18 protein-coding genes and 1 pseudogene are annotated in these 21349 nt (G+C 70.9%); 7 read left to right on the plus strand and 12 right to left on the minus strand.

Annotated features, from left to right (window positions below; genetic code table 11):
* Positions 1 to 147: 147 nt before the first annotated feature.
* Entirely contained in the window at positions 148 to 4857 is a 4710-nt protein-coding gene (locus U7230_RS01040) for a glutamate synthase-related protein (RefSeq protein ID WP_324716904.1), read from the plus strand.
* Positions 4858 to 4945: 88 nt separating this feature from the next.
* Here the strand turns inward: U7230_RS01040 and U7230_RS01045 are convergent, their stop codons facing one another.
* Both U7230_RS01045 and U7230_RS01050 read right to left on the minus strand, forming a co-directional pair.
* Positions 4946 to 5191 carry an AbrB/MazE/SpoVT family DNA-binding domain-containing protein gene (locus tag U7230_RS01045; protein WP_324716905.1) on the minus strand — a complete coding sequence of 82 codons (246 nt, stop codon included), beginning with the start codon at positions 5189 to 5191 and terminating at the stop codon, positions 4946 to 4948.
* A 145-nt stretch (positions 5192 to 5336) separates the two neighbouring features.
* A complete protein-coding gene (locus U7230_RS01050) occupies positions 5337 to 5786 on the minus strand; it encodes a DUF441 family protein (protein ID WP_324716906.1) in 450 nt (149 codons plus the stop codon).
* Between the two features lie 119 nt (positions 5787 to 5905).
* On the opposite strand from U7230_RS01050, the gene U7230_RS01055 reads away from it, so the two are divergent.
* Both U7230_RS01055 and U7230_RS01060 read left to right on the plus strand, forming a co-directional pair.
* Positions 5906 to 6214 (plus strand): metal-sulfur cluster assembly factor, encoded by a 309-nt coding sequence (locus tag U7230_RS01055; protein WP_324716907.1) that lies wholly within the window; start codon positions 5906 to 5908, stop codon positions 6212 to 6214.
* A 34-nt stretch (positions 6215 to 6248) separates the two neighbouring features.
* A complete protein-coding gene (locus tag U7230_RS01060; RefSeq protein ID WP_324716908.1) occupies positions 6249 to 6854 on the plus strand; it encodes an inorganic diphosphatase in 606 nt (201 codons plus the stop codon).
* Between the two features lie 6 nt (positions 6855 to 6860).
* On the opposite strand, the gene U7230_RS01065 is transcribed toward U7230_RS01060, so the two are convergent.
* Positions 6861 to 7697 (minus strand): TatD family hydrolase, encoded by an 837-nt coding sequence (locus U7230_RS01065; RefSeq protein ID WP_324716909.1) that lies wholly within the window; start codon positions 7695 to 7697, stop codon positions 6861 to 6863.
* The gene (metG, locus tag U7230_RS01070; protein ID WP_324716910.1) at positions 7694 to 9664 is read right to left on the minus strand and encodes a methionine--tRNA ligase; all 1971 of its coding nucleotides are present in this window, start codon (positions 9662 to 9664) and stop codon (positions 7694 to 7696) included. The genes U7230_RS01065 and metG overlap by 4 nt, the downstream gene beginning before the upstream one ends.
* 531 nt (positions 9665 to 10195) lie before the next feature.
* On the opposite strand from metG, the gene U7230_RS01075 reads away from it, so the two are divergent.
* Together U7230_RS01075 and U7230_RS01080 are read left to right on the plus strand one after the other, a co-directional pair.
* Entirely contained in the window at positions 10196 to 10981 is a 786-nt protein-coding gene (locus U7230_RS01075) for a class II aldolase/adducin family protein (RefSeq protein ID WP_324716911.1), read from the plus strand.
* Complete coding sequence (locus U7230_RS01080) at positions 10971 to 12818, plus strand: NAD+ synthase (protein WP_324716912.1); 1848 nt, start codon at positions 10971 to 10973, stop codon at positions 12816 to 12818. Before U7230_RS01075 ends, U7230_RS01080 begins: the two co-directional genes overlap by 11 nt.
* Positions 12819 to 12834: 16 nt before the next feature.
* Here the strand turns inward: U7230_RS01080 and U7230_RS01085 are convergent, their stop codons facing one another.
* Positions 12835 to 14250 (minus strand): DUF1015 family protein, encoded by a 1416-nt coding sequence (locus U7230_RS01085; protein ID WP_324716913.1) that lies wholly within the window; start codon positions 14248 to 14250, stop codon positions 12835 to 12837.
* A gap of 137 nt (positions 14251 to 14387) precedes the next feature.
* Here U7230_RS01085 and pepT point away from each other — a divergent pair, with 137 nt between their 5' ends.
* Entirely contained in the window at positions 14388 to 15632 is a 1245-nt protein-coding gene (gene pepT / locus U7230_RS01090) for a peptidase T (protein ID WP_324716914.1), read from the plus strand.
* Between the two features lie 31 nt (positions 15633 to 15663).
* Here pepT and U7230_RS01095 read toward each other — a convergent pair whose 3' ends face one another.
* Both U7230_RS01095 and U7230_RS01100 read right to left on the minus strand, forming a co-directional pair.
* Positions 15664 to 16098 carry an endonuclease domain-containing protein gene (locus U7230_RS01095; RefSeq protein WP_324716915.1) on the minus strand — a complete coding sequence of 145 codons (435 nt, stop codon included), beginning with the start codon at positions 16096 to 16098 and terminating at the stop codon, positions 15664 to 15666.
* Positions 16077 to 16829: a YczE/YyaS/YitT family protein gene (locus tag U7230_RS01100; RefSeq protein WP_324716916.1), complete on the minus strand. Its 753-nt coding sequence runs from the start codon at positions 16827 to 16829 to the stop codon at positions 16077 to 16079. Before U7230_RS01100 ends, U7230_RS01095 begins: the two co-directional genes overlap by 22 nt.
* A 190-nt stretch (positions 16830 to 17019) precedes the next feature.
* On the opposite strand from U7230_RS01100, the gene U7230_RS01105 reads away from it, so the two are divergent.
* Positions 17020 to 17586, plus strand: a complete 567-nt coding sequence (locus tag U7230_RS01105; protein WP_404980536.1) for an O-acetyl-ADP-ribose deacetylase — start codon at positions 17020 to 17022, stop codon at positions 17584 to 17586.
* A gap of 75 nt (positions 17587 to 17661) precedes the next feature.
* Here U7230_RS01105 and U7230_RS01110 read toward each other — a convergent pair whose 3' ends face one another.
* From U7230_RS01110 to U7230_RS01125, 5 genes and pseudogenes are all read right to left on the minus strand, one after another.
* Positions 17662 to 18447, minus strand: a complete 786-nt coding sequence (locus U7230_RS01110; RefSeq protein ID WP_324716918.1) for an ABC transporter permease — start codon at positions 18445 to 18447, stop codon at positions 17662 to 17664.
* Positions 18425 to 19393, minus strand: a complete 969-nt coding sequence (locus U7230_RS01115) for an ABC transporter ATP-binding protein (RefSeq protein WP_404980537.1) — start codon at positions 19391 to 19393, stop codon at positions 18425 to 18427. Before U7230_RS01115 ends, U7230_RS01110 begins: the two co-directional genes overlap by 23 nt.
* Positions 19317 to 19532, minus strand: a pseudogene (locus tag U7230_RS15360) (hypothetical protein); the annotation flags it as partial. The gene U7230_RS01115 and the pseudogene U7230_RS15360, both read right to left, overlap by 77 nt.
* Positions 19533 to 19657: 125 nt before the next feature.
* Complete coding sequence (locus U7230_RS01120) at positions 19658 to 20383, minus strand: response regulator transcription factor (RefSeq protein WP_324716920.1); 726 nt, start codon at positions 20381 to 20383, stop codon at positions 19658 to 19660.
* Positions 20377 to 21339 (minus strand): hydroxymethylglutaryl-CoA lyase, encoded by a 963-nt coding sequence (locus tag U7230_RS01125; protein ID WP_324716921.1) that lies wholly within the window; start codon positions 21337 to 21339, stop codon positions 20377 to 20379. Before U7230_RS01125 ends, U7230_RS01120 begins: the two co-directional genes overlap by 7 nt.
* Between the last annotated feature and the right edge of the window lie 10 nt (positions 21340 to 21349).

Here is a 21349-nt window from a genome sequence, read left to right on the forward strand (position 1 = left end):
ACGGAGTAGAGCAGGCGCCGGGCCCGGACATGCGTATCGGTGGGGCGGGTCAAAGGGCGTCCCGCCGGTTTTCGTCTTGACCCACGCGCCGTTGCCGAAGGCCTCTCCCTCTCTACGGGTACGGCCCGGCCGGAGAAGGTGATGGCCGTGACCCAGTGGCCCCTGCGCCAGGCGGGAGCTGCCCCGGCCGAATACGCCCGCCACTACGAGCATGGGAATTGTGGGCTGGCCGCGGTCTTCTCCAGGGACGGCCGCCCCGATCGGGCGGTCCTCGAACGGGTCCTGACCTATCTCGGCCGGCTGGCCCACCGGTCCGGGTCGGTCGAGGGGGAGGGGGACGGCTGCGGCATCCAGACGGACATCCCGCGAGCTCTGTGGGCCGGGCGGTTGGAAGAGGCCGGCCTCGACCCGGAGCTGGCCCGGCACCCTTCCTTTGCCGTCGCCCATCTGTTCGTCTCGTCTCCCTCCTCTGATCTCGTCGAGCGGATACGCCATTTCCTGGCCCGGCGCGGCATCCGCCTTCTCGTATCGTGCCTCGACCGTGCCGTCGTCGAGGCGCTGGGGCCCCGGGGGCGGAGGCAGGCGCCTGCGTTCTGGCAGCTGGCCCTGATGGTCGACCCGCCGGGGGTCGACGGGTGGTGGCGCCCGGGCTTGCTCCCGTTCGAAGGGGACGGGACGCTGGGGTCGGCCCAGCGGCGGCTGTCGGCCCTGGTGGGCAGCCGCCTGTTCGAGTCGTCGCTGGAGCTCGAGCGGGCGTTCGAGTCGGTCCACGTCGTCTCCATGAGCGCCCACACGGTCGTTTACAAGGTGCTGGGCGACGTGGGGCATCTGCAGGCCTTCTACCCGGACTTGCAGGACCCGGCCTTCGCCACGAGGGCGGCCATCGGCCACAACCGGTACTCCACCAACACCATGCCGACCTTCGATCGGGCGCAACCGTTCACCGTGCTCGCGCACAACGGGGAGATCAACACGATCCGGCGCCTGGTGATGGAGGCGGAGCAGGTCGGCATCCCCACGATCCTGGGCGGGAGCGATTCCCAAAACCTCAACCGTACGGCCGACGCGATGCTCCACCGGATGGGCTATTCGCTGATGGAGACCCTGGAAATCCTTTTCCCGCCCATTCTCAACGAGATCAAGCGGTATCCGGCCGAGTGGCAGGAGTACTACATGTACCTGCGCCAGGCCTGGGGCCCCTTTGCCCAAGGGCCGGCCGCCATCTTCGCCCGGCACCGGGACATGGCCGTGATGGCCGCCGATGCCCTGGGTCTTCGCCCGCTGTGGTACGTGCCGGCTCAAGACGTCGTGGTCTTCTCGTCGGAGCCCGGGGTCGTACCGACGCGGGAACTCGTGTCGGACCCCAAGCCCCTCGGCCCGGGGGAGAAGATGGCGGTGTTGCTGGAGCCGGGCGGCGCGCGGGTGCTCGCTTATCCCTACCTGCAGGAGTGGGTCGTGGAACGCTGGAAGCGGCGAATTGGCGCTGTCGGCGGCTTTGCCCGGTGGATCTCTCCCGCCAGGGCGTTTGCCTCGCCGGCCGGCGCCGGCTCCGAGCCCGGGCCGGTCGAGGAAGCCGTGCTCCAACGGCTGATGGCGGCGTGGGCGTGGCAGGCGGACGACGTCAAGATCCTGGAAGACATGGCCCGGAGCGGCGCTGAGCCCATCGGCTCCCTCGGGTACGACGCCCCGCTGGCCGCCCTCTCCCCTGAACTGCACAACCTGGCCGACTACTTCAAAGAGACCGTGGCCGTGGTGACCAACCCGGCCATCGACCGGGATCGGGAGATCGAACACTTCTCGACGCGGGTCGTGGTGGGGCGCAGGCCGGCTCTCAAGCCGGCAGGGGGCCATGGCGACATGGCGGCCCGTCCGGGAGCCATCGAGCTGCTGCTGCCCGTCTGCGTGGGTGGCGCTCCCCAGGGGAGTGCCCTTGACCTGGAGAGCGCCCGGCGGGTGGCGGCCTCTTTCGAGACGCTGGCGTGGCCTGACCTCGTGGCCGGGCTTTGCGCGACGGTGGTGCCCGTGCGCCGGCGGCGGGGCGAGACCACGGTGGCGGCCTTGCACCGCACGGCCCGGCAGGCGTCCGAAGCGGTCTCTTCTGGCAGCGCCCTGGTGGTGCTGGACGACGGCGGGGTCTTCGAGGACGAGGCGGGCACATGGATGGATCCCCATCTGGTCGTCGCCTTCGTGGATCGGGCGCTACGCCAGGCGGCGGGCTTACGCCGGCGGGCCGGCATCGTCGTGCGCAGCGGAGCGTTGCGCAACCTTCACGACGTCATGCTGGCCCTCGGCCTGGGCGCGGACGTGGTCGTGCCGTGGATGATGGTGGAGCTCGCCGCCCGCAGCGCCGTGGCCGCGGGCCAGAGCGCCGAGCAGGGCGTGGCCCACCTCCTCTCGGCCCTGCACAAAGGGATGGAGAAAGTGATCTCCACCCTGGGCATTCACGAGATCCGGGGCTACGCGCGCCTTTTCTCGTGCATCGGGCTGAAGCCGGAGCTGGCAGTGTTGCTCGAGGTCGAGGCATACGCTGCCTCGGACGGGGCGGGCGTGGGGTTCCAGGAACTGGAGCAGTCGACGGAGCGACGACGGGCCCTCGCCACCGGGGAGGGGGGCTCCGAACCCCGTCTGGTGCGGCCGTTCCACTACTGGCCTCGCATCTGGAAGGCGCTGGCCCAGGCTGCGGAAGGCGCCATCCCGTACGCGGCGGCCGCCCGCCAGATGGAAGAGCTCGAACGGGCCCATCCGGTGGCCCTGCGCCATCTGCTCGCTCTGCGCCCTTCGGGAAGCCCGCTCGAGGGGCCGGTCGACCTTTCCGTCGGAGAACACTCGCTGCCTTTCGTGATCAGCTCCATGTCGTTCGGGTCGCAGGGGGAGCGGGCTTACCGCGCGTACCTCGAGGCCGCGGTGCGGGCCAACATCGTCTGCCTCAACGGTGAGGGCGGCGAGATTCCGGACCTGGTGGGCCGCTGGCCTCGCCACCGCGGCATCCAGGTGGCGTCGGGCCGTTTCGGCGTTCACGCCGAGATGCTCAACGGCGCCTGGGTCATCGAGATCAAGATCGGGCAGGGGGCCAAGCCGGGCGAGGGCGGGCACCTGCCGGGGCGCAAGGTGTCGGCCAAGGTGGCTCGGGCTCGCAACGCCCGGGCAGGCGTCGACCTCATCTCTCCCTCCAACAACCACGACATTTACTCCATCGAGGACCTGGCCCAGCTCATCCACGAACTGCGGACGGTGAGCCCGGCCTCCCGGATCGCCGTCAAGGTACCCGTGGTGCCGGGGATCGGCACCATTGCGGTAGGCATCGCCAAGGCGGGGGCCGACGTCATCAACCTCAGCGGCTTCGACGGCGGCACCGGTGCTGCCCGCCGGCACGCCATCCGCCACGTGGGCCTGCCGGCCGAGATCGGCATCGCAGAGGCCCACAGGGCCCTGGTCGCTTCGGGGCTGCGCCACCAGGTCGAGATCTGGGCCGACGGAGGCATGAAGAGCGCTCTGGACGCCATGAAGAGTATCCTCCTGGGCGCCAACCGGGTCGGCTTCGGCACGCTCGCCATGGTGGCCATCGGATGCACCATATGCCGGGGCTGCCAGCTCGACACGTGTCACGTGGGCATCGCCACGCAGATCGAGGAGGAGCGGGAAGCGCTGGAGCGGGGCCTCAAGCACTTCGTGCCTCGCGACGAGGAGCGGGCCGCGGCGCAGCTGGCCTCGCTGCTCGAGCAGATGGGGGAGGAGCTGGCCACGCTGACCCGGCAGCTGGGGGCCCGGCGCACGCAGGACCTGGTGGGGAGGGTCGACCTGCTCGAACAGGTGGCGCTCCACTCCCGGGTCGACCTCTCGGAGCTCCTCCGGCCTGCGGTCTGGGCACCGGTCGCCCATACTGGCGTGAGCCTGCCGCAGCCGCTCGCCGCCACGAACGAACGCCCGGAACCCGGGCGCCTCAGCCTGCCGGCCGGCTCCCCCTTGGTGGTGGAACAAGCGGTGGCAGTCCGGGAGCGGCTCCTGGCGGGCGACCACCGGGTCGAGTGGGAGACCGACCGGGCGGCATGCTCCGACCGGGTCCTGGCGACCCCGGTGGCCGGCCAGCTGGCCCGCCTGCGGCTCGGCCTCGAAGGGCGGGCCAACGGCTGGCACCAGAGCGGGGCCCGCATCACCGTGCGGGGCGCTGCCTCGGTGGGCAACGGCGCCGCTGCGTTCAACACGGAGGGCGTGGACGTGACCATCGAGGGAGGGGCGCAGGACGGAGCGGGCAAGTGCGCGCTCGGGGGCAGGCTCGTGGTGCTGAAGGGGGTCGGGGCCGGCGGCCGGCGGGTCAACGGGTGCGTGGGCAAGAGCTTTGCCTACGGCGCCCAGCGAGGCCGCTTCTTCGTGCAGGGTGAGGCCGACTCCCGGGCCGCCATCCGCCTCTCCGGCGCCGACGTGGTGTTCGGAGCGATGCCGAGGGTGCCCCTGGACGACTCGCGGGCGAGCGCGGCCAGCACGGCCCAGCTCAAGGGGTTCGCCTTCGAGTACATGACCAACGGGCGGGCCGTGGTACTGGGGGATCCGGGCCCGTGGATCTGTTCGGGCATGACCGGCGGCGTGGTCTACCTGCGCCTGGCGCCTCAGATCGGCCTCGACGAGTACGCGCTGCGCCGGCGCATTGCCAAGGGCGCCCGGGTCCAGCTCGGGCCGATCGACGATACCGGGGAGCGGGACATCCGGGAGCTGCTCGGTGAGTACGCCGAGCTGTTGCGGGCAAGCGGCCAGGTAGACGAGGCGATGGAGGTGGACCGCCTGGCCCGCTCTTGCCGGGAGCAGTTCGTGGCGGTACGTCCGGTGGGGCAACAGGTGGACGTTCGGTTCTCGACCGAGTAAGACGCGATGCCGGGAGCGGAGGCCGCCCGCGTTTTGCGGGGGCGTCGCTCCCGGCATCCGGGGCAATCGGGTCGGTGCATGGCCGTCCTCAGGAGACCTTGCGCAGTTCGCTCAAGCAGGCGGAACAGATGTTTTTCTCGTGGAACCGCCGCAGATCATCAGCGTTGCCACAGAAGATGCACGCCGGCTCGTACTTCTTGAGGATGATCTTTTCGCCGTCGACGTAGATCTCGAGGGCATCCTTCTCGTTGATCTGTAGCGTGCGGCGCAATTCGATGGGGATGACCACGCGCCCCAGCTCGTCGACCTTGCGCACGATACCGGTCGATTTCATCGCCTGTCGCCCCCTTCCGCGGATTCCTATCTCTTCCAGCCCGGTTGCATTATATGGAAGAGTCTCGCGACCGTCAACAGCAAGTCCAACGCCGGCGAGCAATCGAAACCGTGCGGCCCTCTCCGGACCGGCCGAACGCGTTCGTTCACCGTGGCCACACGCGCAGCAGAAGCTGCACGATCCCCGCGGCCACGAGCGGTCCTACCGGCACCCCGCCGAGCACCCAGACCCCGATCAGGGATCCCATCACGAGCCCCAGGAGGGCTTCGGGCTGGCGCTGCATGAGCGTGATCCCGTCGGCGGCCATGCGGGTGGAGTAGAAGCCGACGACGAGGCTGAGAAGCCCTGCCGGCGTGCCCACCATCCGGGAGAAGAGCGTCAGGGCTTGCTGGCCCGTGCTGAGCGCGTTGAGCAGGAGGCTGAGTACCAGGAAGAGGATCCCGAGGTGCAGGCTGTGGTGGGCCGTACCTTCCAGCAGGGGGGCGGAGCCCACGGCCCGCACGCCGAGCGCGACGAGGGCGGCGATCCCCACCGCGTCGTTACCCCCGAGAAGCCCGGCCGCGGCCAGCGTCAACAAGAGCAACGACTCGCCCACGCCATCACCTTCCCTGGACCCATCTGGCGCCGTCGGGAGATACCGGGCGAGATATAATAACGCAGCACCCTTGCACAAAAGGACGGGCATCGCGCCTTTCGGACGGGTGGTGAGGGGCGTTGGCAGAGGCGGTCACCGAAGAGGTCGTGCGGGAGGCCCTGCGCCAGGTCGTCGACCCCGAGCTGGGCCTCAACATCGTCGACCTCGGGCTCGTCTACGGCATCGACGTCCAGGACGGCAAGGTGCACATCCGCATGACCCTGACGGCCATCGGATGCCCGCTGTCGTTCATGGTCAACGAGATGGTCAACCAGGCGGTCCGCCAGATCCCGGGTGTGGAGAGCGTCGAGGTGGAGCTCGTCTGGGATCCGCCGTGGACCCCGGACAAGATGAGCGAAGAGGCAAGAGCCCTCCTGGGCTTTTGGTGAGACGGCGGGCTCTTGCAGGGAAGCGGGGTGCGGGATGACGGCTTCGCAACCAGGGCCGCAGCCCGGGGCCGGCGAGCAGGCGCTCCTGGTGGTCATCGAGGTGCCCAAGGGCTGCCAGAACAAGTACGAGTACGACCCCAAGCTGGATCGCATGGTGCTCAACCGGGTGCTCTACTCTCCGGTCTACTACCCGGGGGAGTACGGGTTCGTCCCGGATACGCTGGCCGAGGACGGCGATCCCCTGGACGTGCTGGTGATGTCCACGATTTCGACGTTCCCGGGGTGCGCCGTGCCGGTGCGGGTGCTGGGTGCCCTGGACATGCACGACGACAAGGGGCCTGACACCAAGATTCTGGCCGTGGTCAGCGTCGACCCGCGCCTCGAGCAAGTGCGGGCCTTCGACCAGGTCCCGCCTCACTTCCTGCGGGAAGTCGAGCACTTCTTCCGGGTGTACAAGGAGCTGGAAGGCAAGACCTGCGTCATCCACGGCTGGCGCAGGGAGCCGGAGGCGTGGCAGCTCATCCGGGAAGCCCGGGAACGGGCGGCCGCCGCCCGCAAGCAGGTGATGCAGCCTCTCGGCCCCGACGGCCTGGCTGCTCCCGCCGCCGGCGGTGCGCGTCCGGCATCTACGGCCCCCTGAGGCTGCTCACCGGGGGATGCCGAACAGGGCCGCCGCTGCCGCCGTGGTCGAGGCCGCTACGGCCCATGCCTCGAGGCCCCGGAGCTCCGCCAGGGCCCGGGCGATGACGGGGACGTACGCGGGCTCGTTGCGCTTCCCCCGGTGCGGCACCGGCGCCAGGTAAGGTGCATCCGTCTCGAGCAGCACGCGCTCGATCGGCACGGAGGAAGCGACCTCCCTCACCTGCCGGGCGCTCGGGAACGTCAGCATCCCACCGATGCCCAGGTACCAGCCCAGGTCGAGAGCCTCCCTCGCCTGCTCGGCGGTGCCGGCGAAGGCGTGAAGTACCCCGCGAACGCCCGGGTAGCGAGCCAGGGTGTCGAGGACCTGCCGCTCCGCCTCCCGGGCGTGGATGATCGCCGGTTTCCCGAGAGCCTGCGCCAGGGCCAGCTGTCGCTCGAAGACCGCCTGCTGCACGCCGGGCGGCGCGAAGCGGTAGTGGTAGTCGAGCCCTATCTCCCCGATGGCGACCACCTGCGGGGCCGCCGCGAGCGTCTCGATACGGCGGGCGGCCTCCTCGAGATCCGCCACCCGGCCCGCCTCGTGGGGGTGGATGCCTACGGCCACCCACACTCTCGCCGGGGATGAGCAGGCCGTGGCCGGATCCGGCGGCTCCTCGCCCCTTTCAGAAAAGCGGCGGGCCAGCGCGAGGTTGGCCTCGGAGGAGGCCAGGTCCGACCCGCACGTAATCACGTCCCGGACGCCCGCCTGGTAGGCCCGCTCGAGCACCGCGCCCCGATCGGCCTCGAAGCGGGCATCGTCCAGGTGCAGGTGCGTATCGACCAGGTCCACGAGCGGCCTCACTTCACTTTGCTGCCCGGCGGCAGGGCCGCCTCCGGCGTCACCAGGGCGAGCTTGCCGTCCTCGGTCGAACCGGCCAGCAGCATCCCTTCGGAGATCTCCCCCCGCAGGCGGGCGGGCTTGAGGTTGGCCACCACCACGATCTGTTTGCCGGGCAGGTCCTCGGGCCGGTACCACCGGGCGATGCCGGCGACCACCTGGCGCGGCCGTCCCTCCCCCAGGTCCACCCGGAGCTTGAGCAGCCGGTCGGAACCCTTGACGGGCTCGGCCTCCAGGATGGTGGCGACCCGCAGGTCGACCCGGGCGAACTCGTCGATGGTGATGATCCCGTCGGCCGGGGCCGCCGGAGCGCCGGCGCTCGTCGTCGCCGCCGGTACGGGGGTGGACTCCAGGGCCTTCGGGCCGTTGCCGGCCTCCTGGCGCTTCGTCTCGATGCGCGGAAAGAGGGGCTGGCCCTTGCGGGTGCGGGTGCCGGGCGCGATGCGGCCCCAGGCCAGGTCCTCCCAGCGCTGGCTCTCGAACGCCTGGGAGATGCCCAGTTGCTCCCAGATGGAGCGCGCGGTCCGGGGCAGGAAAGGCCCGACCAGCAGCGCCGTCACCCGCAGCGCCTCGGCAAGGTTGTACAGCACGGTGGCGAGCCTGGTCGCGGCCTGCGGATCCTGGTCCCGCCGCGCGTGCTCTCGCCAGGGCTCGGCCTGATCGATGTACTTGTTGGCGCGGCCGATGAAGCGCCAGATGGCGGCGAGCGCCGTGTTGATCTGGAGATCGTCGAGCAGCGAGCGTGCCTCGCCGGCCACCTGCCGGGCAAGATCCTGGAGCTGCCGGTCGAGGGCCGTGGGCGGCCCCGGCTGCGGCACCACCCCGTCGGCGTACCGCTCGAGCATGGTCAGGCTGCGGTAGACCAGGTTGCCCAAGTCGTTGGCGAGGTCGGCGTTGATCCGGTCGACGAGCGCCTCCTCCGAGAAGTTGCCGTCCTGCCCGAACGAGATCTCCCGCAGCAGGAAGTAGCGGATGGCGTCGCTGCCGTAGCGGTCGATGAGCACGTCGGGGTCGACGACGTTGCCCTTGGACTTGCTCATCTTGGCCTGGTCGAACAAGAGCCACCCGTGGCCGAACACCCGGCGGGGCAACGGCAAATCGAGCGCCATCAGGATGATGGGCCAGATGATGGTGTGGAACCGCACGATCTCCTTGCCGACCAGGTGCACGTCGGCGGGCCAGTACCGCCGGAACCGGGCGTCGTCCCGCAAGTACCCCACGCCCGTCAGGTAGTTGGTGAGCGCATCGAACCAGACGTAGACCACATGGCGGGAGTCGACGGGCACGGGCACGCCCCAGTCGAACGTGGTGCGCGAGACGCAGAGGTCCTCGAGACCCTGCCGGATGAACGCGACCATCTCGTTGCGGCGGCCGGGCGGCTGGATGAACTCCGGATGCTCCTCGATGTGCCGGAGCAGCCGGTCGGCGTACTTGGAGAGCCGGAAGAAGTAGCTCTCCTCCTGCAGAAGCTCCACCGGACGGCCGCAGTCGGGGCACTTGCCGTCCACGAGCTTGCTCTCGAGCCAGAAGGTCTCGCACTGAACGCAATACCAGCCCTCGTACGTGCTCTTGTAGATGTCGCCCTTGTCGTAGATGGTCTGGAAGACGTGCTGGACTACCTGCTCGTGGTCGGCGTCGGTGGTGCGGATGAACCGGTCGTAGGAGATGTCGAGCCGCTCCCACAACCGCTTGAACGTCGCCACGATCTCGTCCACGTACTGCCGGGGAGTGACGCCCCGGTCCTGAGCCTTGCGCTGGATCTTCTGGCCGTGCTCGTCGGAGCCGGTCAGGAAGAAGACGTCCTCTCCGAGGAAGCGGTGCCAGCGCGCCAGGGCGTCGGCCGCGGTCGTGGTGTAGGCGTGGCCGACGTGCAGGCGGTCGCTGGGGTAGTAAATCGGGGTCGTGATGTAAAACTTCCCGGTCTGGGCCATGGGCGCACTCCTTTCGTCTCCGGGCGGGGGCTGCGCCGGCCGCGAAAAAAGGCCTTTCGCCTCCGAGCCGGCCCTCGTGGGTCCTTGCCGGATCGGGGGCGAAAGGCCTCGCTCCAACGGGCCTCGCGCGGTACCACCCCGACTTCGCCGCCGCCTCGCGACCGGCGGCCTCCACGGGTACTGTCATACCCCGGCGCGCTATCGGGCGCACCCGCCGGTCACTACCGGGCACCGGCGCAGGATGCCGGCACCGTTGGCAACCGGAGCTCGGGGGCCATGTTCGCCAGGACCCGCCTGCCGGCTCCCACCCTACCCGGCTCGCTCGGTGGCAGGCACCCTGCCTACTCGCTCCCCGTCATCGCCGCTTACGGTCACTATACTGAGTGTGACCCTATTCTGAGAGGATGGCCCGCTTTCTGTCAAGGCCCGGCTCGGCCGGCGTAGGAATCGGGCGTTTCGTGGAGGAAGCACCATCTACGGGAAGAGACACGGGCTCGTTGAGCCATCCGGGCAGGGGAGGGGTCGGTACCGGTGATTCTGGCACGGCTCCGCGCTGAAGTGGTGGGGGTAGGACGCCGGCTGTTGCAGACGGGGCTGGTGGTGGGCACGTCGGGCAACGTGAGCGCCCGGGACAAGGAGACGGGGTTGGTGGCCATCTCGCCTTCCGGCATGGAGTACGACCGGATCGACGCCGAGGACGTGCCGGTGGTCGACGAGGAAGGACGTCCGGTGGAGGGGCGGCGCCGGCCGTCGACGGAGCTGCCGACCCACCTGGCCATCTACCGGGCCTACCCGGAGGTCGGCGCCGTCGTCCATACGCATTCCCCGTACGCGACCGTGCTCTCGGTGCTCGGCTGGTCCTTGCCTGCGGTGCTGGGCGAGGCCGCGGCCGTGCTGGGCGGCGAGGTGCGGCTCGCCGAGTACGCCACCACCGGGTCGGAGCAGCTGGGGGTCTACACCGTGATGGCCCTGGAGGGCCGCCAGGCAGCCATCCTCAAGAACCACGGGGCCATCGCCGTGGGCGAGGACCTTCTGGAGGCCCTCCACGTGGCATGGGTGCTGGAATCCACGGCCCGGGTCTACTGGGCCGCTCGCGTGGCCGGCCCGGTCCTGCAGCTCTCGCCCGACGAGGTGCTCCGGATCCGCCACGGCTACCTGATGAACTACGGCCAGCGCCCCAAGGGAGCACGCCAGCACGCTCCCACGGGGACGGAGACGCCGGTCCCTCCCGGGCCGACCTATCGCCGGGCGAGCGCCCACGGAGAGCCGGGCGGGGCCGGGCGGTACGAAGGAGGCCCTTCGCGCGATGGCGATTGAGAGGCAGTTGGAGCAGGAGGCGAGCGCCAGCTTGCGCATCGCGCTCGGCCAGATCGACGTGACCGTCGGCGACCTGCAGGCCAACGCGCGACTCATCGAGCAGGTCGCCGAACAGGCGTACCGGCAAGGAGCGCAGCTGGTGGCCTTCCCGGAGCTCTGCCTGACCGGTTACCCGCCGGAAGACCTGCTGTTGCGGCCGAGCTTCATCCGGGAAAACCGCCGTGTGCTCCAGCACCTGGCCCGCCGCCTCCCGCCGCTCGTGGCCATCGTGGGGTTCGTCGACAGCGAAAGCGACATCTACAACGCCGCGGCGGTGATCCACGGCGGCGAGGTGGCGGCCGTGGCCCGCAAGAACCTGCTGCCCAACTACGGGGTCTTCGACGAGTTCCGCTATTTCGAGAGCGGCGAGCGGCCGCTGGTCGTCCACGTGGGGCCTTACCGCGTGGGCGTCAATATCTGCGAGGACATCTGGTATCCCGACGGGCCCATGCGGCTGCAGAGCCTGCTGGGCGGCGCGGAGGTCATCGTCAACATCTCGAGCTCCCCGTACCAGATGGGCAAGATCCAGGATCGGGAGCGCATGCTGGCCACGAGGGCCCTCGACTACCGCGTCGTGCTGGCTTACGTCAACCTGGTGGGAGGCCAGGACGAGCTGGTCTTCGACGGGACGAGCTGCGTCATCGACGAGGATGGGGTGGTGGTCGCCCGGGCGCCCTCTTTCCAGGAGGCCCTGCTGGTGGCCGACGTCGATCCGCAGGCGGTCTTCCACCGCCGGCTCCACGATCCCCGGCGGCGCCAGCAACGCCTGCGCCTGAGCCAGGCCGAGGCACCCCCTCCGACCGACGTGGTGCGCCTTCCCTTGCCGGCCGCCTCTTCCCCTCCCGACAGGGGAGCCGTCGAGGGCCCGGCCGGTCAGGCACAGGTCCGGCCGGTGATCCGGGAGGCCGTGCCCTTCCTCGGGCCGGAGGCCGAGGTGCACGCGGCCCTTTGCCTGGGTGTACGCGACTACGTGACCAAGAACGGCTTCGAGACCGTGGCCGTGGCCATGTCAGGGGGTATCGACTCGTCGCTCGTGGCCACCCTGGCGGCCGACGCGCTGGGGCCGGAGCGGGTCGTGGGGGTGACCATGCCCTCTCGCTTCTCCAGCGAGCAGAGCGTCGAGGATGCCCGGGAGGTGGCGCGCAGGCTCGGCATCCGCTTCGAGGTCATCCCCATCGAGCCGGTCATGCGAGCCTACCTCGACACCCTCCGTCCCTTGTTCGGCGACCGGCCGTTCGACGTCACCGAAGAGAACCTCCAGGCCCGCATCCGCGGCACGCTCATCATGGCGCTCTCCAACAAGTTCGGCTGGCTGGTGCTCACGGCGGGCAACAAGAGCGAGCTGGCGGTCGGTTACCTCACGCTGTACGGGGCGGATACGACGGGCGGCTTTGCGGTCATCAAGGACGTGCCCAAGACCTGGGTCTACCGCCTGGCGCGCTGGCGCAACACGTGGCGAGGGGGACCGGTGATCCCCGACTCGGTGCTGACCAAGGCCCCTTCCGCCGAACTGCGACCGGGGCAGAAGGACACCGACACGCTGCCCCCGTACGAGGTGCTTGACCCGATGATGGCGGCCTACGTGGAGGAGGACCGGGACGCCCCGGGGCTGGTGGCCATGGGCTTCGATGCCGCGACGGTGGAGCGGGTGGCCGCCATGATCGCCCGCAGCGAATACAAGCGGCGCCAGGCCCCTCCCGGCGTCAAGGTCACCCGGCGCGCCTTCGGCAGGGACTGGCGCTTTCCCATCACCAACCGCTACGTGGAGCGGCTGGCCCGCCCGTCCTCCGGGGATTGAGGCCGGGTCATGCGGGTCATGCGCCGGTGCGGCGCCTGCGGATGAGCAAGCCGGCCGGCACGGGCGGCCACGGTCGCAGGGCGTCGGCGGGCAGCGGGTTGTTGTGCAGCGCCGCCTGCAGGACCTGGTCAGGGCCCGGCGGCGGCACCAGGAAGGCGACCGCGGCCTCGCCCGAGTCCACGCGCTCGACGGCCCGCTCCGCCGATGGCTCCACGGCCACCGGCTCCCGGTGCAGCCGGCTCGTCTCGGGCGGGATGCCAAGGGCACGCTCCAACGCCAGGGCGTGCAGGATGTTGACGTCCATGGAACGCCAGGCCGGCCCACCCATGGGGTGGGTCCAGTTCTCCATCAGCATGCGCCCTTTGGAACGCACGATGTGAAGGCGTCCCTGGCCCCCGTACAGCAGGAAGCCGTTGAACTCCCCCCGGACGCCGGCCAGCTCCTCCAGGGCCGCGTCGAGTCGCTCCAGCACCGGCCCCGTGGCCGGCGCCCTGGGCTCGAGCAGCCGGAAGTAAGCGGCCAGACGCTGTGCGACCACGTCGTAGGAGAGCCCCCGGCCCGCCAGCAGGAGACGGTGCACGGGTAACAGCACCGGGCCCGTCCCCGGCGCGCCGTCGACCGCCGTCAGGAGGGCCAGGACCGAGGAAGGCCCGCCCTGGCCCGTTCCCGGGGACAGCCCGGCGTGCTGGGGCGCCAACGCGGAGAGGGCCGCTACCTGGACCGCTCCGCCTGCCACCACCAGAGCGCGATCGCCCAGGAGCCCGGCGAAGGCCGCCGACTGTCCGGGCTGCAGGCGCCAGAGCTCGTGGACGCTGTCGTCGCCGTCGCCGCCGAGGCGCAACGTCGCGGGAGACGCCGTGACCTCCTCGACGAGCGCCTGGAGCTTCCTGGCGCCGTCGGCCGCGCCGTTGACCGAGTAAACGGCCCAGACCGGCGCCACGTCGTAGGCAAAGGCCTTCATGACCGGCACCATGCGGGCGACGAGAGCCGGATCGACCTGCTCGGCGAGCCGCAGCGGCTCGCCCTCTCCCACGGCGATCCCTGCCATCACGCCGACGAAGGAGGCTTCGGCCGGGACCCAGGGCCCGTGACGAAGCGCGGAAGGCACGGCGGCCCGGGTCCGGACCAGGTACAGCGAGGCCTCCCGATCCTGCACCAGCACCTGCTCCCGCAGCCAGTCGCCGGCGAGCGTGCCCGCCCAATCGCTGAAAAGGCGCGAAGCGTGGTAGCTCCGGTCGGCCAGGCCCATGCCGGCTCCCGCGGCCGGCGTCGGCTCCGGGGCCCCCAGGCCGTCGTCCCGGAGCGGGCGGCCCGGCTTGCCGGGGCGCGCCGACGAGTCCCGGGTGGCGTAGGCGGCCCACTCGGCCGCGTCGGCGATCGGTGGGGACCCGGCCAAGCGACCCGGGTTGTAGTAGATCCCTTCTGCAGCCAACAGGCGCGGCATCCTCGGCGCACCCCTCCGTTTCCAGCTGTCCCGAACGAAGGGGTTTCGGCGAGCAGACGGCGTATCCTTGTGGACGAACCTCACGAATCGACCGTAGGCACCGAGGGAAGGATGCGACTCCACCTATGCAGCGCGCACGCTCCCAGCTCTTGCAGGAAGGACTCCTCCAACGCTTCCTCCGCTACGTCCAGGTCGACAGCCCGTCGGCGGAAGGAGCGGCCGACGTGCCGTCGACCCCCGAACAGTGGGAGATGGCCCGCCTGCTCTTCGGCGAGCTTCAGGCACTGGGCCTGTCCGGCGTGACCCTGAGCGAGCACGGCATCGTGACCGCCACGCTCCCCGGCCCCGCCGGCGCGCCTGTCGTCGGGCTTCTGGCGCATTACGACACCTTTCCGGGGGTGCCCGGCAAGGGCGTCCGGCCGCTGGTGCACAGGCGGTACGCGGGCGGCGACATCCCCTTGCCCGCCGGCCCCGTCCTCAGCCCCCGCGACCACCCGGCCCTGGCCCGGTGCATCGGGCAGGACGTGATCACGTCGGACGGCAGCACGCTCCTGGGCGCCGACGACAAGGCCGGAGTGGCCGAGGTGATGGAGGTACTCTGCCGCCTCATCCGAGAGCCCGGCCGGCCACGCCCGACGGTGCGGGTGGCCTTCACGCCCGACGAGGAGACGGGCAGGGGCATCGGCTACCTGGACGTCGCGACGTGGGGCTGCACGGCGGCGTACACCCTCGACGGGAGCGAGCCCGGCGAGATCAGCGGCGAGAACTTCGACGCCGCCAACGGGCTCGTGGTCATCGAAGGGCGCAGCAGCCACACCGGGACGGCCAGGGGCAAGCTCATCAACGCCGTCCGGTTGGCGGCCGAGCTGGTGACGTCGGTACCGGCCACCTTGCTCCCGGAGACCACCGAGGGCCGGGAAGGGTTCATCCACGTCGATGCCATCGAGGGCAACATGGAGAGGGTGACCCTCAAGATCGCGCTGCGGGAGTTCACTCTGGAGGGGCTCGGGCGCCTGCGCACCCTCGTGGAGGAGGCGTGCCGTGGCCTGGAGCTGCGCTACCCGGGGAGCCGGGCCCGTTTCGAGGTCACCGGCGGTTACGCCAACATGGCCCGCAAGCTCGAGGAGCGCCCGGAGGTGATGGAACTCGCCCGGGAGGCGGTGCGGCGGGCGGGACTCGAGGTGATCGAGCGCCCCATCCGGGGAGGAACGGACGGCGCCCGCCTCACCGAGCAGGGTCTCCCGACCCCCAACCTCTTCACGGGGGGCATGAACTACCACAGCCGGACCGAATGGGCATGCGCGCAGTGGATGGAACAGGCGGTGGACGTGGTGCTCCGGCTGCTGGAGCTGTGGGCGACCCGGCAGTGAAAGACCGGGCAGAGAGGCAGGGACGGGGGCCCTACGGGCCCTGGCGGCCCAGGGCCTGCCGGATGCGGCGGAGCACCTGGTCGGGGGCGGCCCGCAGTTCGGCGTTTTCCACGTGGAGCACCCGGTAACCGAGCGCCGCGAGAGACCGGTCCTTGAGCCGGTCTTTCTCCCGAATCGGCGCGGCCAGGTGGACGAAGCCGTCCAGCTCCACGACGAGGCGGGAGCGCTCGAAGAGGAAATCGACCTCCCAGCCCCCCACCACCACCCTCCGGCGGAAAGGCCCGAGCCCCGCCTTGTGGAGCAGGCCGGCGAGACGGTCCTCCATGTGATGCGCCTGGTGGTCCGGGGCCGGGTGGGCGGCATGCCGGCCCCTGCCCTGAAGCTCACGCAGGCGCTCCTCGAAGAACGACTCCTCCGGCGGCGGGTGGCCATGCCCTCCGGCCTTCATCGCCGGCTCGGCTCCCATGCCCGCCGGGGGCTCCCCTGGGGCACCTGCGAGCCGGCAGCGACGACGGCCGGAGCTTGCAGGCGGGTCTCCGGTGCGGGCCACCACCGCCCGGTGAAGGCAAAGCGCGGCAGGAAGAAGGCCATGCTCGGCCCGATGAGGGCCGCGGCCGCGATGGTGCCGGCTCCCACCGGCCCGCCGAGGAAGTAACCGGCCAGGGTCGCCGCGCCCTCGAGCACCCCTCGCACGACGCCGGCATGCCGGGCCGCACCGGGAGAGCCGGCCGGCTCGTCCCGGCCGGAGCGGGCCCGGTGCAGGCGGCGGGCCAGCGCCAGCATCATGCCGTCGCGGGGCCCCGAGCCGAGCCGGGCCGACAAGTACCAGGCCGAACCGCAGGCCAACAGCAGCACCCCTCCTACGAGATAGGCCCACCGCATGGGCACGGACACGGGAGGCGGGAGCCATCCTTTCGCCTCGACCACGTCGTAGAGTGCCCCCACGTACCACATGTTGAGGAGGGTGCCGGCACGGGGCACCTCTCCCAACACCAGGGCGGCCACCACCAGAACGGCGCCGACCACCTGGCTCGCCTGTCCGAACGTGAGGGGCGTGCGCAGGCTGAGGCCCATGTGCAGGACGTCCCAGGGTCCGAGGCCCAGCTCGGCCAGCACCTGCATCCGGATACCCAGGGTGATGACCGTCATGCCGGCCACCATCCAGGCCCAGCGTAGCGCCGCCCGGCCCACGCTCACGGCAGCGCCACCAGCAGCTTCTCCACTGGCGTCACGGCGAGCCCCCCTGGCTTTTCGCCTGGCGGTCTGTCGTCGGGCCACGTCTTCGCCGACCCGAGCCGCCCCCCTCTTTTCGCCGGGAGGTGGGCGGTAAGATACGGGAAGGGAGCGATCGGAAGGTCGCGGGCACGGCCCGACGGGCGGGGAGGGGATGCTCGTGGAGCAGGTGACCCTGGTGGAGCAAGGGGTGCGCCTGGTCGCCGTGCAGGGTGACATCACCCGGCAGGACGTCGACGCCATCGTCAACGCCGCCAACTCGAGCCTGATGGGGGGCGGAGGGGTCGACGGGGCCATCCACCGGGCAGGGGGACCGGCGATCCTCGAAGCGTGCAAGGCGATCGTGCAAGAGCAGGGGCCGTTGCCGCCGGGACAGGCCGTCGCGACCACCGGGGGCAGGCTCCTGGCGCGCTACGTCATCCACACGGTCGGGCCCGTCTGGCGAGGCGGTGGCCGGGGTGAGCCGGAGGTGCTGCGTTCGGCGTACCGCAACTCCCTGGCGATCGCAGCCCGCAAGGGCCTGCGCACGGTGGCGTTCCCGTCCATCAGCACGGGCGCCTACGGCTACCCCATCGAAGAGGCGGCACCGGTAGCGCTCGCGGCGGTGCGGGACTTCATCGCGCAGAGGAAGGCCGCGGGGCCCCTGTCGCTCGAGGAGGTCCGCTTCGTACTGTTCACCCGGGCGGACTTCGAGGTGTACCGCCGGCTCATGGCCCCCTGACGGGCGGCAAGAGCGGCGGGGCAGCCCCGGCCACCGGGTCGTGCCGGGGCTGCCGCAGGGGCCGCGCGAGAGGGATCAGGGGAAGTCGGCGTGGTGCACGTGCCACAGGGAGAAGGCTACCCCCGCGACCCACACGGCCAGGGCGATCAGCGTGACCGTGAGGGCAGGAGGGATGCCCGTCCAGGCAAACTGAGCGGCCAGGCGGGCGCCTTGGGCCAGAGACGGGGATACCGCCTCGAAGGCAAGGGCCCCGGCGATCCAGGGCACGGAGCCCGGAAACAGGATCGCATACTTGGAGTTGATACTGACGACGGCCACCATAGTGGCTGCTACTCCCCACCCGACGCCGGCCATCTGGTTGCGGGTAGCCAGCGTGAGGCCCACCGCGATGGCGCTCGTGCCGTAAAGCGCGAACGCCGCGGCGGCGCAAGCGGCCAGGCTTCCGAGCACGAGCTCGGGCGTCAGCGGCCGGGTGCCCATGACGAGCGCCGTCGTACCCAGGGTGAGTGCCCAGCTGCTCATCAGGATGCCCAACCCCACGATGGCCAGCGCGATCCACTTGGCACCCACCCACACGGACCGGGGTACGGCCGAGGCGAGCAGATTGGGGAGCGTCCGTTCCGTGTACTCCCGCCCGAACAGCATCGTGCCGATGATGGCCGCCCCCGCCGGGCCCTCGAGGAGCGCTACGGTGAACACCGCCTGGCTGACGAACGTCTCGGCCGACATGTCGAAGCGGCCGCGCGCTGTGTAGTACCAGGCCACGTCGAGCACGACGGGCACCACCGCCCCCAAGGCCCCGAGCCAGAGGATGCTGTGGCGGCGCAGCTTCATGAGTTCAGCGGAGACCGGCGAGATCATCGACGTTACGCCCTCCCGTCACCCGGATGAAGTGCTGTTCCAGGGAATCCTGCCCGAAGGCCATGCGCCGCACGCCGACCCCGTGTCGGACGAGGGCCTCCGTGACGGCCTCCGGATGCTCGTGCAGCAGGGCCGGGTCGGGTGCGTCGAACACGTGCACGGTGGAGGCGTCGATTACCAGGAAGTCGGAGATGCCGAGCTCGTTCTCGAGCACCCAGGCGGTCTTGGGCGCGTCGGTCACCTCGATCTCCAGGTAGCGGCGGCTGCGCCGGCGAAGCTCGGTGAGCCCGATCTCCTCCACCACCCGGCCCTCGTGGATGATCCCGATGCGGGTACACAGCTTCTGCACCTCGGCGAGGATGTGGCTGGAGATGAAGATGGTGAGACCGCGTTCTCGGTGGAGGCGCCGGAGCAGCTCCCGCAGGTCGCGGATGGCGTAGGGGTCGAGGCCGTTGGTCGGCTCGTCCAGCACCAACAGCTCCGGCTCGTGCATCAGCGCCCGGGCCAGGGCCAGGCGCTGGCGCTCCCCCTGGGAGAAGCCCTTCAGCAGGCGGCTGGACATGTCGTCCATCCCTACGAGCGACAGGGCGCGTGCGACGGGATCCTGGCGCTGTTCCGGCAGGCCGAGCATGCGGGCGTGGAGCGCCAGGTTCTCGTAGGCGGTCAGGTTGGGGTAGAAGCCGGGCTGCTCCACGACCACGCCCACCCGGCGCAGCAGCGCCTGGTGACCGGGGTACGTGCGCTGTCCGAAGAGGTAGGCTTCTCCGCGGGTGGGATGCACGAGCCCCAGCAGGATGCGGATCGTGGTGGTCTTGCCGGCGCCGTTGCGCCCCAGGAAGCTCCACGTAGCCGATGATGGAGGTGAGCGGCGTACGAAGGTCGTGGGACAGGTCGGCCACCAGGCGCCGGTAGGCTTCATCCTGGCGGTGCCTGCGGATTTGCGCATCCTGGAGCCGGCGCGCCAGGGCGTTGAGCGAGGAGGCCAGCCGCTCCGCCGCCACGGTCGAGCCGGGCTCCCTGAACGCCCGGGCCCACAGGTGGCCTTCGGCCAGCTCGTCGACGACGGCGCGCAGGTGTTCCAGCATTCGGTCGAGCGCCCTGGCCCTCCGGTGCACCCACCATCCCCACCCGATGGCCGTGGCCAAGCCGGCGCCCAGGGCCGCGGCGGGCCACCAGGCCACCGGCCACTGTGCCGGAGCCCAGGGCGCGGTCACGACCGGCCGGCTCCCCCCGGGGGCTCGAAGCGGTACCCGACCCCCCACACCGTCCGGATGATGGCCCCGCGGGAGGGGTCGTCCCCCAAACGTGACCGCAGCCGGCGGATGTGCACCGTCACCGTGTTGGAGTCCGCCTCCAGGTAGCGCTCGCCCCAGACGGCCTCGAACAGCTGCTCCCGGGTGAAGACCTGGTGGGGGTGGCGGGCCAGGAAGAGGAGCAGGTCGAACTCCCGGGGCGTGAGCGCCACCTCCTGCCCGTCCTTCCACACCTGGCGGGCCGCGGGGTCGATGACGAGGCCGGCGAAGCGCAGGGCGTGCCGGCCCTGCTCCCGGAACCGGCGGTAGCGCCGGACGTGCGCGCCGACCCGGGCCACCAGCTCTACCGGGCTGAACGGCTTGGTCACGTAGTCGTCGGCGCCCGCCCCGAAGCCCCTGAGCTTGTCCGCGTCGGCGTCGCGGGCGGTCAGCATGAGGATGGGGACGTCGACGCCCGCCTCGCGCAGCTCCCGGCAAAGGGCCATGCCGTCCATCCCGGGCATGGCGACGTCGAGGAGAATGGCGTCGTACGGCCGGCTGCGGGCCTTCTCCAGCGCCGAGCGCCCGTCGCCGGCCCCGTCGACCTGCCACCCTTGCTGTTCGAAGAAGATGCGGACGAGGTCGACGACATCCGGCTCGTCATCGGCGACCAGCAGCCGTCCCGCGCCGCCGGTGCTCAGCATGCCCGGGGTCGCTCCTCGGGCACGGGATAGCGCCGGCTCCTGGGGCCGGCCCGCATCACCTGCCCCGGCAGGGGGCGCCCCAGGAGGCCCTCCAGCCACCGAGCCGTCTCGACGAGGCACGAGAGGTCGATGCCCGTCTCGACTCCCATGGCGTGCAGCATGTGCACCATGTCCTCCGTGCACACGTTGCCCGTCGCGCCGGGAGCGAAGGGACACCCGCCGATACCCCCGATGGAGCCGTCGAACCTCACGGCCCCTGCGTCCAACGCGGCGAGCACGTTGGCCAGACCCGCCCCGCGGGTGTTGTGGAAGTGGAGGCCGAGGCGTGGGGTCCCAGCCAGGCGGGCGGCCTGCCGTACCAGCTCTCCGACCTGGGTCGGGTAAGCCATGCCGGTCGTATCGGCCAGCACCACGCCTGCGGCTCCCGCCTCCAGCGCCGCCTCCGCCAGCCGGAGCACCCGATCCGCAGGTACCTCTCCCTCGTACGGGCAGCCGAACGCCGTGGAGATCGTGACCCACACCGGCACCGCCGGAGCCGGGGCCCGGCCCGGAGCGGCCAGGGCCACGATCCGCCGCAGCTCCTCCAGGGACTCGTCGATTCCCTTGCGCACGTTACGCCGGTTGAACGTCTCGCTGGCGGCCACGCTGAAGTCGATCTCGTCCACGCCGGCCTCGAGCGCTCGCTCCGCTCCCCGGCTGTTGCCGACCAGCCCCGTGTACCGGATGGGCGGCCGCCTGCGGATGGCCCGGAAAACCTCCTGCGAGTCGGCCATCTGGGGCACCAGGTCCGGCCGCACGAACGAGCCGGCCTCGATCTTCTCCAGCGCCCCGCAGCCGGACAGCCGATCGATCAGCGCCACCTTGTCGGCGGTGGAGAGGGTACGGGGCTCGATCTGCAGCCCGTCCCGTGGCCCCACCTCGACGATGTGGACCCGTGCCGGCACCCGTAGCGGCATGGCGGCTCCC

Source organism: Limnochorda sp. L945t, from assembly GCF_035593305.1.
Lineage (GTDB): Bacteria > Bacillota > Limnochordia > Limnochordales > Geochordaceae > Carboxydichorda > Carboxydichorda subterranea.

Coding starts and splice junctions, on each gene's coding strand:
- U7230_RS01045 (WP_324716905.1), bottom strand. CDS start 5,191: ATGAAATCGACCGGTATCGTGCGCAAGGTCGACGAGCTGGGGCGCGTG.
- U7230_RS01060 (WP_324716908.1), top strand. CDS start 6,249: ATGACGGCTTCGCAACCAGGGCCGCAGCCCGGGGCCGGCGAGCAGGCG.
- metG (WP_324716910.1), bottom strand. CDS start 9,664: ATGGCCCAGACCGGGAAGTTTTACATCACGACCCCGATTTACTACCCC.
- U7230_RS01080 (WP_324716912.1), top strand. CDS start 10,971: ATGGCGATTGAGAGGCAGTTGGAGCAGGAGGCGAGCGCCAGCTTGCGC.
- pepT (WP_324716914.1), top strand. CDS start 14,388: ATGCAGCGCGCACGCTCCCAGCTCTTGCAGGAAGGACTCCTCCAACGC.
- U7230_RS01095 (WP_324716915.1), bottom strand. CDS start 16,098: ATGGGAGCCGAGCCGGCGATGAAGGCCGGAGGGCATGGCCACCCGCCG.
- U7230_RS01105 (WP_404980536.1), top strand. CDS start 17,020: ATGCTCGTGGAGCAGGTGACCCTGGTGGAGCAAGGGGTGCGCCTGGTC.
- U7230_RS01110 (WP_324716918.1), bottom strand. CDS start 18,447: ATGATCTCGCCGGTCTCCGCTGAACTCATGAAGCTGCGCCGCCACAGC.
- U7230_RS01115 (WP_404980537.1), bottom strand. CDS start 19,393: ATGCGCAAATCCGCAGGCACCGCCAGGATGAAGCCTACCGGCGCCTGG.
- U7230_RS01120 (WP_324716920.1), bottom strand. CDS start 20,383: ATGCTGAGCACCGGCGGCGCGGGACGGCTGCTGGTCGCCGATGACGAG.
- U7230_RS01125 (WP_324716921.1), bottom strand. CDS start 21,339: ATGCCGCTACGGGTGCCGGCACGGGTCCACATCGTCGAGGTGGGGCCA.